Raw genomic sequence first — 12,961 nt, forward strand, 5'->3', positions numbered from 1 at the left:
TGGAAGGAGTAACCGAGAATAATACTACAATGTTTATGAAAAAAAGGAGGGGAGCTTGTTGAACATCAACGGGTTAACTAAAAGAAATAAATCCGGTAAGGGACAGCAAGCAGACCCGGCGGGTTCAGGTTCTGGAGCCAGATTAACCATTCATCTGGAGCAGACACTAAACAATATCATTACCGAGCTGGGAGATAGTCCGGATCTTAGAATCCGCCAGGTAAAGCTTGGTGAGCAATCCTTTGTTGAGGCTGCTGCGGTACATCTTAATGGTCTAGCTAAGACAGAAACCGTTAATCAATTTGTAATGGGTTCATTGCTCTCTATTACGGATGAGATGCTCAAGGAAAGTAATACTGCAGCAAATAATCTGAATGACCTCATCTTAAACCGTGCCCTGGAAATAGGTGAAGCGCAGCTGCAGGAGGATTGGAACGAGGTGCTGCTCGGAATTCTTTCTGGGAAGACACTGATTATCATTGAAGGTTATGACAGTGGCATCATGTGTGAGACTGAAGGAGGGGAAGCTCGTTCTGTCACTGAACCCTCGACTCAGCTAGTTGTGCGTGGTCCAAAGGATAGCTTTGTTGAATCTTTGGCTACGAATGTCTCATTAATACGCAGAAGAATAAGATCACCCAAACTAAGGCTCGAGCATGTGAAGATCGGGTCGGTAACTCAGACCGATGTGGCTTTAATGTACATCAAGGATACTGCGGACGAGAAGCTGGTTGAAGAAGCTAGAAAACGGCTGCAACAGATTAATGTAGATGCCATCATGGAATCCGGTTATATCGAAGAGCTGATTCAGGATAAGACCTTTACCCCTTTTCCAACGATCAATAACAGCGAGCGGCCAGACGTGGCTGCAACGAATCTGTTAGAAGGGAGGGTAGTGATTGTCGTTGATGGCACCCCTTTTGTATTGATTTTGCCTGCGGTTTTCACTCTTTTTTTTCAGTCAGCTTCGGATTATGCGCAAAGGTTCGATATTGCTATTCTGATGCGAATTATTCGGTATATCAGTTTTATCGTGCTTATTCTAGGGCCTTCCGTGTATATAGCTTTGACGACGTTTCATTATGAGATGATCCCTACGACTTTGCTGATCAACCTGTTATCGCAACGAGAAAATGTGCCTTTCCCCGCTTTTGTCGAAGCTATTCTAATGGAAGGTGCGTTTGAGATCATCCGGGAAGCGGGAGTAAGAATGCCGCGTGCAGTTGGGCAGACCGTATCTGTAGTAGGTGCTCTGATTCTTGGTCAGGCCGTGGTAGAGGCTGGAATTATTACGCCCGTTATGGTGATTGTGGTCGCGTTGACCGGGATTGCGAGCTTTGCCATTCCAGCGTATAACATGGCGATTGCGGGCAGAATTATCCGCTTTGGTTTTTTGATATTGGCCGGTATGTTTGGTTTTTACGGGATTACATTGGGTTTAATCGTACTGGTTGCACATATGAACAGTCTGCGGACTTTTGGCGTTCCTTATTTGTCTCCAATCGTGCCTTTGTCATCTAGAGGTCAGAAGGATGCCGTCTTAAGGTTGCCTTTGTGGGCGCTTGGCACAGCAGAACCAGCTCCTGCTACTGCGCAGCAAGGGAACATTTCAGAAGGGAAGGAGATCACAACCGGACATGAACAGAACCTATCTCCAAAAATTCTTGATAAGACTAAAGGGACACAGTCGCATAAGAAAGAAAAGCAAGATTCTGAGTAAATGCAATTTTTTCTTAGCAGGACTTTTACCTTGCGTATTGATCTGTCTTAGTCTCACAGGTTGCTGGGATAGTGTGGAATTAAACAGAAGAGCCATCGTTTCGGGTGTGTCCATAGATAGAGGACCTACAGAAGAAGAGAAATACGTAGTATCCTTTCAGGTTATCGTTGCTGACGAAATCTCTGGGAAGAACGCTAGAGGGACTTCACCTGTTTCGGTATATAAAGGTAGCGGCCGCTCTATGTTTGAAGCATTAGCCAATGCCTCGCGTCAGACTGCACGTTTTTTGTCTTTAGGACATATTCGGGTAGTCATCATTTCCGAGAAGTTCGCGCAAGAAGGCATCAAGGATATCATGGATGTGCTGGAAAGGGAAAGTGAAACCCGGCTGACAAGTCTGATTTTTATTTCCAAGGGACAGCCTGCTAGTGAATGTATGACGACTATGACCGTGTTCGGAAGAATTCCATCCAACGATTTGGTGGAAAAGCTGCAGACGACCTCCAAGCAATTCGGATATAACTATCGGATGGAAGTGGATGATATTATCCGGGGGATACAGGTTCCTGGTGGGGGGCCAGTGATCAATGGCGTGCTAGTGACTGGAGATTTGGAGCAGAGGGAAAGTAATGATAATTTAAAAAAAATAAGACCGGAGGCCATAATAAAAGTTACGGGTCTTGCAGCTTTTAAAGAAGACAAGCTTAAAGGGTGGCTGCAAGGGGAGGAGGCGATCGGTACCGTTCTGCTTAAGAATAAAATCTCTCAGATGCCGGTACTGGTCTCGATAGGTGAGAATGATTATATATCGTTTAATGTGTATTTATCACAGGTACATATCCACGCTGATGCGAAAGACATAGAGCATCCTATCTTCACGATTAACGTCACTCAGCAGGCTGGATTAAAAGAATCGCCCAATGGCTTGGATCTAACAGATCCAACGGTGTTAAATAATCTTTCGAAGCTTTTGGAAAAGAATATTAAAGAACAGATTTGCGCTGCCATAACAACTGCCCGTTCGTTAAAAAGTGATTATCTAGGTTTTGGTGAAGCAGCAGAAAGAGCTAATCCACGTGGCTGGAAACAAGTAAAAGATCATTGGGATCGTATATTTGAAACCTGCCAGATTAATATCAATACGGATGCTGTGATCAGGCATACGGATATGCGGAGTGATTCCTTTCAGTCCAAGTATAAGTAATGACGATAAAGGAGGAGCAGCTATGGGAAAAATAAAAATAGGACTACTCCAATTTTTCACGTTGACTTTGTTGTTTGAACTTGGAACAGCACTGGTAGTGAATCTTGGGATGGAGTCTGGTAAAGATGCGTGGATATCCATACTGCTCGGAAATTTGATCGGTTTGATTATTTTTTCGGGGTACACTTATTTATACAGAAAGTTTCCGGATCTCCCCTTAACGGCATATACCCGCAAGCTGCTGGGAAGATCCTTAGGTACGGTGATTTCCGTTCTCTACATTATCCTTTTTCTCAATTTAGCGGGTCGTGATTTACGGGATGGCAGTTCCATGCTGGTTATGGCTACTATGCACCGCACACCGTTGTTTATCATATCTACATTGATGATCTTATCTTCTGCGTATGTTTTGCATAAAGGAGTAGAGGTGTTATCCCGAACTTCATTGGTATTCGCAACTCTCGTAATGCTGATAGGTATATTTTGCTCGATCATGCTGATGTTATCGGGCTCCATTAATTTGAATCGATTGCTTCCTGTTTTTGAGAATGGGTTCCAGCCTGTGATCGAATCTGTCATTCGCCAGAACTATATGTTCCCTTTTGGTGAAATGATTTGTTTTACCATGCTAATGCCCTATCTGAACAATGTTAAAAAAGGTCCTTGGGTCATCGGAGCAGGGATATTTGTTTCAGGTTTGCTCTTAAGTCTGACCATGATGCTGAATATCTCCGTGCTGGGCACAGATATTGTGAAACGTTCACCCCTCCCTCTGATGCCCACGATTAGCAAGATTTCAATCTCTGATTTTATTCAACGTGTGGATATTCTAGTAGTTATGGTGCTGATTATCGGCGTTTTTTTCAAAATGTCAGTGTTTTTTGCGGCGGCACTTATAGGGATTTCCGAATTGTTCAAAATTCCTTACCGGAGAATGGTCTATCCCTGTGCTCTGATCATTCTGTTCAGCTCGATGTTGAACGCGCGGAGCTTTACTGAACATATTAATGAGGGCGGGAGATTGTTATATACGATTTTCCCCTTCTTTATGGTGTTGATCCCTGTAATTCTTGTCATTGTTGCGGCGATAAGAAGTCATCTTTCCCCGCCACGTTCTGGTTGATGTCCTGTTTTCCAGTAGTAGATATCGGGGATGAACAAGCAGAGCAGCAAAATAAAAGCCGTTGCTTTCTCAGAGGCGGTATAGAATAGATAATTAAGGATATAGCCGACGTTACCCAGCCCATAGCCATACAGCCAATCTAGCAAATAAATATACAATAAACAGAGAATGGCTAGCAGTAAAGTTACAGCGTATTTTCGGATCAGAAACTTTCTTGTTTTTTTCTTCAAAGTATTCTCTCCTTTATGGAAATATCAGCATTAACGTTAGTATGAAGCTTTTTATAGATGAACATGCATGGTGGATATTTTGGTCTAAATGCATTTCTTTTGGAAAGCTTATCATCCATACCGATTTATGTTACATTAGTATGAAACTAAAGTTAGAAACTAATGTGGCAGGGGAGGATCTTGTTGTGAAGCCGGATTTACGTTCCGCATGGGGAAATAAAGTATTAGTCGGAGACGGAGCGATGGGCACCTACTTATATCAGAAGGGTTTCCCGGTCGGCATTTCCTATGAAGAATTGAATTTGACCTCTCCGGGAGTAATCGAAGATGTTCACCGCAGCTATATTGAGGCAGGGGCAGTGCTGCTGGAGAGCAACACCTTCTCGGCGAACTATGACAGGCTCTCTAAATATGGTCTAGAATCTAAGGTTGAGGAAATCAATCGAGCAGGGGTTAGAATCGCTCGCCGGGCTGCTGGAGATCATGGGTATGTATTAGGAGCTGTAGGATCTATTCGCGCGGGCAAACGTGCGAATCTCTCTTCCACAGAGCTGAAAAAATATTTTACACAGCAGATTGCTGCATTGTTAGATGAGGACGTAGATGGCATTATGCTGGAAACCTTCTACGATGTTGAGGAACTGCATTTAGCTCTAAGAACGCTCCGCAAGATCAGCTCGCTTCCTGTAGTTTGCCAATTAGCTGTCGATGAAACAGCACGCACATTAGATGGATTAACTTTGCCGGAAGCTTTCCGTATCCTGGAAAGCGATGGCGCTGATGTTATCGGATTTAACTGTAACACAGGCCCGAACGGAATGAAGCGGGCGCTCAAAGCTGTACAAGGGAGCCTGGTTTTGCCAGTTTCTGTGTATCCAAATGCGGGTGTAGCGGATTATGTAGACGGAGAATACCGGTACGGGGCTTCTCCAGAATATTTTGGGCAAATGGCGCAGACTTTTGCGGAGATGGGCTGCCGGATAATCGGTGGTTGCTGTGGTACAACTCCGCAGCATATCGCAGAAATCTCGACTGCACTGAAGAATTATGTACCGCAACCGCTTCCTAAACCGTTGCCACCTACTGTGGAGCGTGTATCGCTGCAAGATAATTTTGGCGATGAAGATAGAGAGGGTAGAGAGCCGAACCTGGTTGATCTGGTAAAGGAACGACATACGGTTATTGTTGAGCTTGATCCACCTCGTGAATTGGATATCGCAAAGTTTATGCAGGGTGCAGAAGCGCTAAGAAGAGCAGGCGCGGATGCGTTGACACTCGCCGACAATTCTCTGGCTGTTACACGGATGAGCAATATGGCGTTGGGGCATTTAGTGCTCGCTAAAACCGGACTTCGTCCGCTAGTGCATATTGCTTGCCGGGATCGTAATTTGATTGGTACTCAATCCCATTTGATGGGTTTTGATGCGCTTGGAATTGATCATGTGCTGGCCGTAACAGGTGATCCTGCGAAATTTGGAGATCTTCCCGGCTCAAGCTCGGTTTATGATTTAACTTCTTTTGAGATAATTAGAATGATCAAGCAGCTGAATGACGGGATTTCCTTCTCAGGTAAACCTTTGAAACAGAAAGCGAATTTTGTAATCGGAGCTGCGTTTAACCCGAATGTTAAACATTTGGATAAGGCAGTGCAACGTCTGGAGAAGAAAATCGCCTCTGGTGCCGACTATATTATGACTCAGCCTGTCTATGATCAGGAACTTATCGTGAAGATAGCTGAGGCAACAGCACATCTGGAAATCCCTGTATTCATTGGGGTTATGCCACTGGCAAGCGGTCGAAATGCAGAGTTTCTACATAATGAGGTTCCCGGTATTCAGCTTACGGACGATGTCCGCAACCGCATGAAGGGACTTGAAGGGGAAGCTGGAAGAGCAGAAGGTGTCGCTATCGCTAAGGAACTGTTAGATGTTGCTACTGCCCATTTTAATGGGATCTATCTGATGACTCCGTTCATGTTCTACGATATGAGCGCACAGCTAATGGAGTATGTGTGGGAGAAATCAGGACGCAAATTGTCCCCCTTGTTTCGCTAGTAATAATCAATTACAATAGTGTAATGGATGTGATTCCGTTGTCATTTAGCATGACCGGATACGGTCAATCGTCCCTGCAATTCGGCGGCTACAAGATTATGTTCGAAGTGAAATCGGTGAATCACCGGTACTGCGAAGTTGTACTGCGGATGCCCCGGGATTGGACGGGTTATGAGGATGTGTTGAGAAGAAAGGTTCAACAGCACATCAAACGGGGAAGAATAGATGTTACCATCAATAGAGAGCACGATGAGTCGACTGTTAGACCGGTTCTGAATCACTCTGCTGTAATGACCTATCTAAAGGCAGCAGAGCAGCTTAAGAATGAATATGGTTTGAGTGGTGAGTTGACTTTACGTGATATACTTTCTATACCCGGTATTATGGACAGCAAAGACGAGGCTGCGGGTGCCGTGTCTGCGACATTAGAAGACTACTCCGAAGTATTGGAGGCGGGACTTGAGCAGTGTTTGCAGTCTCTGTTGGAGATGCGCGCCCGTGAAGGCAGTTATCTAGCCGCAGATATTGAACAGCGCCTGAACCATCTTGAGAACATGCATGCTGAAATGGTTGAACTTGCACCTGTCGTAATCATTGAATATCGAGAGAAACTTCGACATCGATTAAATGAACTAAATGATGGGACGTTCGCTTTTGATGAGCATAAATTTGGGATGGAGATCGCTATTTTTGCAGATCGCTGTAATATTGATGAAGAGTTGACCCGGTTGTATAGTCATTTCGAGCAATGCAGAGCCCTCCTGAAGGGGAAAGGACCGGTAGGACGCAAACTGGATTTTCTCATTCAGGAGATGAACCGTGAGACGAATACAATCGGATCGAAATGCAATCATCTAACTCTCGTGGGTCTTGTGCTAGATATGAAAGCAGAACTGGAGAAGATTCGAGAACAAGCTGCGAACATAGAGTAATCGGGAATAGGTAATAGCATAGAACTTTATGGGGGGAACTACCGGAACATGGCAATCAAACTTATTAACATTGGCTTTGGAAATATTGTGTCTGCCAACCGCATTATTTCTATCGTCAGTCCGGAATCTGCACCAATCAAACGTATTATCCAGGAGGCACGTGATCGGCATATGTTGATCGACGCCACCTATGGCCGACGGACTCGTGCCGTAATCATTACAGATAGTGATCATGTCATCCTATCGGCTGTACAGCCGGAGACTGTGGCGCATCGCTTATCCAGTAAAGATGACGACAACGACGAATAACAACTAAATGGAGTGTATTATGTCAAAAGGATTGCTCATCATATTATCCGGACCTTCCGGCGTAGGTAAAGGTACTGTTTGTACAGCACTACGTCCGAAGATGCCCGAACTTGTCTACTCAGTTTCTGCTACTACTCGCAGTCCGCGTGCGGGTGAGGAAGATGGCGTCAACTATTTTTTCAAAAGCAAAGATGAATTTATGGCAATGATCGAAGCCGATCAATTGCTTGAATACGCGGAGTACGTAGGTAATTATTACGGTACTCCACGTGATTTTGTGGAGAGAACTCTCAATAGCGGCAAAGACATTATTCTCGAAATTGAGGTTCAAGGCGCTCTCAAAGTTAAAGAGAAATTTCCTGAAGGTATTTTTGTGTTCCTTCTTCCTCCATCCATGGACGAGTTGAAGGACCGCATTCGCGGACGGGGTACTGAGCATCCAGATGTGATCGATCACCGCATGACTGTAGCGGAGGATGAGATCAACTTAATGCAGCATTATGATTATGCTGTTGTGAATGATGAGATTGATCTGGCTTGTAAGAGAATAGAAAGCATTATTATCGCCGAACATTGTAAAGTCAGATAATTTATGCTGAAGGTCAAATGTATTAACAGTAAACTATGAAGAGGTGTCCCAGTGCTATATCCATCCATTGATGAAATGATGACTAAGGTTGACAGTAAGTATTCGCTCGTTGTCGCTGCTGCACGTCGTGCTAGACAATTGCGTGAGGGTGGCAAGACAGATGTGAAGAATCCTAGATCGCATAAATTTGTTGGTGTTGCTCTTGAGGAAATTTACGAAGATCGCATTACTCTAACCCGCGGTGAAGAGTAGTCTCAAGCATAAGTAATAATGACCTATTGTAGAAACGGATGCCGCCTATTTGTTTTGAGGCGCTGCCGTTTCTTCTTGGGTTATGGAGCATTTACGGGTCTTAAATTTATGATGAAAGCCCAGAACCGGGCTCTTTATGACAACCGGAAGGTTGTTATTTTTTTCTCGTCGTAAAGATAGCCATTCGTTGTAAGAGTAGGGAACAGGGGGGAGATCATGTTGAAGAGCTTGAAGGGGAAGACTATTTTACTTGGAATCACAGGAGGAATTGCTGCTTATAAAGCGGCGTCCTTGACCAGTAAGCTTGTCCAAAAAGGTGCCGAGGTCCATGTCATTATGACAGCTTCGGCGAAGCAGTTCATTACAGAATTAACTCTACAGTCACTATCGAAGCAACGAGTATACAGCGATACATTCCAGGAGAGAGATCCATCCTCCATTTCACATATTGATCTGGCAGATGCTGCGGATCTTGTGCTGGTAGCACCCGCGACCGCAAATATGATTGCCAAAATGGCGCACGGGATCGCCGATGATATGTTATCTACAACGCTGCTAGCTACTACGGCTCCTATTATGGTTGCACCAGCTATGAATGTTCATATGTATCAGCATCCAGCTGTACTTAATAATTTGAATATTCTCGCTAGTCGGGGCATTCAATTTATTGAGCCTGGTGAAGGACTGCTGGCATGTGGATACGTTGGCAAAGGTCGGCTAGAAGAGCCAGAGGCTATTGTGAGTGTGGTTGAGAATTTTTTTGCACATCAAGCAAGCGTCGCATCCAAACCTCTTGTGGGTAAAAAAATCGTCATCACAGCGGGTGGAACGGTAGAACGCATTGATCCAGTACGTTATATCTCCAATGATTCATCAGGTAAAATGGGCTTCGCATTAGCACGTGCTGCGCGCGCAATGGGAGCTGAGGTAACGTTGATTGCTGCGCGTACAGATGAGGCTCCTCCACAGGATCCAGAGATTTCAGTCATTCGTGTTCAATCTGCACAGGAAATGTATGAAGCAGTTACCGCACAGTGGGACAGCTGCGACATTATGATCAAGGCGGCGGCTGTTTCGGATTACCGTCCGAAGCATAGTGAGCCTTCTAAGATTAAAAAAAGCGGAGAGACGATGACACTTGAGCTTGTGAAGACAACGGATATTCTGGAAACACTCGGTAAGAACAAAAACAAGCAGTTTTTGGTTGGCTTTGCTGCGGAAACGGGCAATACGGAATTTTATGCTAAGGACAAGCTGGTCCGCAAAAACTGCGATCTCATCGTTGCTAACAATGTAGCGGCTGCAGGAGCCGGATTTGGAGCGGATACGAATATCGTTTCGATATATGATGTGAATGGATTGGTGCTTGAATTGCCACAATTGTCGAAGGATGAGGTTGCTCGTCGTTTGCTGACGCTCGTGGCAGAGCGAATTACTGGAGCTTCATTATAATGGATATCGCCAAGGTCATTGTGGATGTGCCTGTACGCAGCACTGACCGGCCATTTGATTATAGTATTCCAGAATCCCTGAAATTATGGATTGAAGTGGGCAGTCGGGTAGCCGTTCCGTTTGGGCACCGGACAGTCCAAGGTTTTGTAGTTTCTTTAGAATCAGGCGAGACCCTAGTGAATCCTAGCCTGAAGCCAATCCAAGAAGTGTTGGATCTGCTCCCGCCTTTATCTCCTGAATTAGTTGAGCTTGCGGACTGGATGAGTAAAAGATATGCCTGTAGACGAATTTCAGCACTGCAGGCGATGTTGCCCACCGCTCTAAAAGGGAAGGCAGAACGGCTGATTTCACTTGGAGATGTGCAGGAAGAGACAGCATTTCCAGAGGATGAATTGTTCCCAATGTTTGCGGACACAGGGGATGAGGAACGGCTAATCACAGAATTTATTGGACGTAGTGGCGAAGTTTCCATGAAGCAGCTTACTCGTGCATTTCCTGAGGCTGCTGAGACGGTGAAGTTCATGCTGCGGCGTGGAGTACTTATAGAGAGTCAATCCATTAAGGATAAAATGGGCAAGAAAAAGCTCAAGGCAGTCGATCTGGCGATAGGTGTCACTGCTGCCCGTGAGGCTTTGAACAAATTTCCGAAAAAATCAGCACGCCAGAAGGAAGTTCTGAGCTTTTTAGTTGATATGGAAGCTACACTCCCCATGGCCCTTAAAGAAGTTTTGTCTGCACTCCAAGTAACGGCAAGTACTGTAAAGGCCTTGGAGGAAAAAGGATTTATCGAGATCAGTGAAATTGAAGTCTATCGCGATCCTTATCAAGGGCGAGATTTTAAACCTACCGCACCTCTACCGCTCACAGCGGAACAAGAGGTCGTATATACAAGGATTTCTCGAACCGTAGAAGAGCAGCTTCACGAAGTATTTCTGCTTCATGGCGTTACGGGTAGTGGTAAGACAGAGATCTATTTGCAGTGTATTAAACGTTGTTTAGATCAGGGTAGACAGGCTGTTGTTCTTGTTCCAGAGATTGCTTTAACGCCACAAATGGTGGAGCGGTTTAAGGGACGGTTCGGCAGCGGGGTCGCGGTTATGCATAGCCGGCTGTCTGTTGGTGAGCGATACGATGAGTGGCGTAAAATCCGTGAAGGAAAGGCCACAGTCGCTGTAGGCGCAAGATCGGCCGTGTTTGCTCCTTTCTCCAACTTAGGGCTGATTATTATGGATGAAGAACATGAGACCTCTTATAAACAGGAGGAGAATCCGAAATATCATGCCCGTGATGCTGCTATTCGTAGAGCAGAGCAGTGTGGGGCAGCTGTGATTCTTGGATCTGCCACGCCTTCGCTGGAAAGCTATCATGCTGCAAGATCGCAGAGTGATATTCATTTTTCACCGGTACTGCTGGAGATGCCTACCCGTGCGCTTGGAAATGAACTTCCAAAGGTGAATGTAGTAGACATGCGGGAAGAGCTTAAAGAAGGCAACCGTTCGATGTTCAGCCGAAAGCTTCATTCAGCACTGGAAGAGAGGCTGGAACGCGGAGAACAGACGGTGCTGCTGCTTAATCGTAGAGGTTTCTCAACCTTTGTCATGTGTCGTAGCTGTGGTTACGTAGCCGGTTGTCCGGAATGTGATATCTCACTAACATATCATAGCCGTAGTGACAATTTGCGTTGTCATTATTGTGGCCATGCTGAACCAGCACCTAAGCTTTGTCCGGAGTGTGGGAGTGAGCATATCCGGTTTTTCGGAACGGGTACACAGCGGGTGGAAGAAGAGCTTGGCAAGCTGTTCCCAGGCATACGAGTGATTCGTATGGATGTGGACACAACAACAGAAAAAGGCTCACATGAGAAGCTGCTGAACCAATTCCGGGACAAAAAAGCGGATGTTCTCCTGGGGACTCAGATGGTAGCAAAGGGACTGGATTTTCCAGATGTCACTCTTGTTGGTGTAATCACAGCAGATTCAGCGTTGAACCTGCCCGATTTTCGCGCAGCAGAGAAGACATTCCAATTGCTTACACAAGTTGCAGGCAGAGCAGGCCGGCATCAGCTTCCAGGCGAAGTGGTCGTTCAGTCCTATACGCCAGAGCATTATTCCATTATTCATGCCAGCGGACATGACTATCTCTCTTTTGTACGTGAAGAGCTGAAGCATCGTAGAGGCCTCCATTATCCGCCGTATTGCAGACTCATCCTGGTCACATTGTCTCATGAACAGCTGCCGCTTCTACTGCGGATGGCAGAGAATTATGCTCTGAATCTTCAAGGAAAAGCCAGACAGCTAAGATGGTATGGAAGTCTCGATAAGCTAACCAGTGATGTGTTAGATCTGTTGGGTCCTGTGGCTTCACCTATCCCTCGATTAAAGGGTAGATATAGATTCCAGTGTATGATAAAATGGCGCGGCGCCATCGATGTAATTGGACTTGTCCGCCAAGTGGCTGAAGAGTTAGAGGATTCTGTACGGGATACTGGTCTTCAGATCAGCATTGATGTGGATCCGCAGATGTTGATGTAAATCCGTATCATGTTACAATGTAAAAAAAGAGCTTTATAAATTGACTTTAAATATAGAAATGTTCAGAACGGGAAGGTGTTTTGTAATGGCTATACGTTTGATCGTTAAGGAACCGGATGAAGTATTGCACAAAAAAGCTAAAGAAGTAGCTGTAGTTACTCCTAATGTTAAAAAATTGCTGGATGATATGGCACATACGATGTATGACGCTGAAGGAGTAGGGCTGGCGGCACCCCAAGTCGGAATTTTGAAACGTCTAATTGTGGTGGATGCGGATGAAGAGCATGGATTGATCAAAATGATTAACCCTGAAATCATCAGCATGGAAGGTGAACAGCTAGGGCCAGAAGGATGTCTTAGTATTCCTGGCTTGAATGGTGATGTACGCCGTGCGGAGACTGTAACTGTACGTGGCCTTAACCGTGAGGGAAAAGAGATTACGATAACCGGCAGTGGTTTACTTGCCCGGGCTTTTCAGCATGAGATTGACCATTTGAATGGAGTTCTGTTTACAGATATCGCTGAAAAAGTGTACGAGATGACTGCTAACGAGACTGAGGAGTGA

12 protein-coding genes are annotated in these 12,961 nt (G+C 45.3%); 11 read left to right on the plus strand and 1 reads right to left on the minus strand.

The features are described 5' to 3' along the window. Positions 1-58 precede the first annotated feature (58 nt). The 3 genes from NST40_RS12230 to NST40_RS12240 are packed head-to-tail and all read left to right on the plus strand — an operon-like array spanning position 59 to position 4,047. Entirely contained in the window at positions 59-1,720 is a 1,662-nt protein-coding gene (locus NST40_RS12230) for a spore germination protein (protein ID WP_342410723.1), read from the plus strand. Further along, positions 1,638-2,924, plus strand: a complete 1,287-nt coding sequence (locus NST40_RS12235; protein ID WP_081387372.1) for a Ger(x)C family spore germination protein — start codon at positions 1,638-1,640, stop codon at positions 2,922-2,924. The genes NST40_RS12230 and NST40_RS12235 overlap by 83 nt, the downstream gene beginning before the upstream one ends. 22 nt (positions 2,925-2,946) lie before the next feature. Further along, complete coding sequence (locus NST40_RS12240; RefSeq protein ID WP_076129140.1) at positions 2,947-4,047, plus strand: GerAB/ArcD/ProY family transporter; 1,101 nt, start codon at positions 2,947-2,949, stop codon at positions 4,045-4,047. Here NST40_RS12240 and NST40_RS12245 read toward each other — a convergent pair. Continuing rightward, a complete protein-coding gene (locus tag NST40_RS12245; RefSeq protein ID WP_076275858.1) occupies positions 4,020-4,277 on the minus strand; it encodes a hypothetical protein in 258 nt (85 codons plus the stop codon). The genes NST40_RS12240 and NST40_RS12245 overlap by 28 nt on opposite strands. 185 nt (positions 4,278-4,462) lie before the next feature. Here NST40_RS12245 and NST40_RS12250 point away from each other — a divergent pair, with 185 nt between their 5' ends. The 8 genes from NST40_RS12250 to def all read left to right on the plus strand — a co-directional run bounded on the left by NST40_RS12250 (position 4,463) and on the right by def (position 12,961). After that, complete coding sequence (locus tag NST40_RS12250; protein WP_076217707.1) at positions 4,463-6,331, plus strand: bifunctional homocysteine S-methyltransferase/methylenetetrahydrofolate reductase; 1,869 nt, start codon at positions 4,463-4,465, stop codon at positions 6,329-6,331. 38 nt (positions 6,332-6,369) lie between these two features. Next, a complete protein-coding gene (locus tag NST40_RS12255) occupies positions 6,370-7,263 on the plus strand; it encodes a YicC/YloC family endoribonuclease (protein ID WP_076217708.1) in 894 nt (297 codons plus the stop codon). A gap of 48 nt (positions 7,264-7,311) precedes the next feature. Next, positions 7,312-7,572: a DUF370 domain-containing protein gene (locus NST40_RS12260; RefSeq protein ID WP_006209218.1), complete on the plus strand. Its 261-nt coding sequence runs from the start codon at positions 7,312-7,314 to the stop codon at positions 7,570-7,572. Positions 7,573-7,591: 19 nt separating this feature from the next. Next, the gene (gmk, locus tag NST40_RS12265; RefSeq protein ID WP_076129144.1) at positions 7,592-8,161 is read left to right on the plus strand and encodes a guanylate kinase; all 570 of its coding nucleotides are present in this window, start codon (positions 7,592-7,594) and stop codon (positions 8,159-8,161) included. 51 nt (positions 8,162-8,212) lie between these two features. Continuing rightward, complete coding sequence (gene rpoZ / locus NST40_RS12270) at positions 8,213-8,413, plus strand: DNA-directed RNA polymerase subunit omega (protein ID WP_036686188.1); 201 nt, start codon at positions 8,213-8,215, stop codon at positions 8,411-8,413. 216 nt (positions 8,414-8,629) lie between these two features. Beyond that, complete coding sequence (gene coaBC, locus NST40_RS12275) at positions 8,630-9,865, plus strand: bifunctional phosphopantothenoylcysteine decarboxylase/phosphopantothenate--cysteine ligase CoaBC (RefSeq protein ID WP_076183392.1); 1,236 nt, start codon at positions 8,630-8,632, stop codon at positions 9,863-9,865. Then, positions 9,865-12,396: a primosomal protein N' gene (gene priA, locus NST40_RS12280; protein ID WP_076275857.1), complete on the plus strand. Its 2,532-nt coding sequence runs from the start codon at positions 9,865-9,867 to the stop codon at positions 12,394-12,396. The genes coaBC and priA overlap by 1 nt, the downstream gene beginning before the upstream one ends. Before the next feature lie 85 nt (positions 12,397-12,481). Beyond that, entirely contained in the window at positions 12,482-12,961 is a 480-nt protein-coding gene (gene def, locus NST40_RS12285; protein WP_036686193.1) for a peptide deformylase, read from the plus strand.

It is taken from the genome of Paenibacillus sp. FSL R10-2778 (assembly GCF_038593035.1).
Taxonomy (GTDB): Bacteria; Bacillota; Bacilli; order Paenibacillales; family Paenibacillaceae; genus Paenibacillus_AQ; species Paenibacillus_AQ odorifer.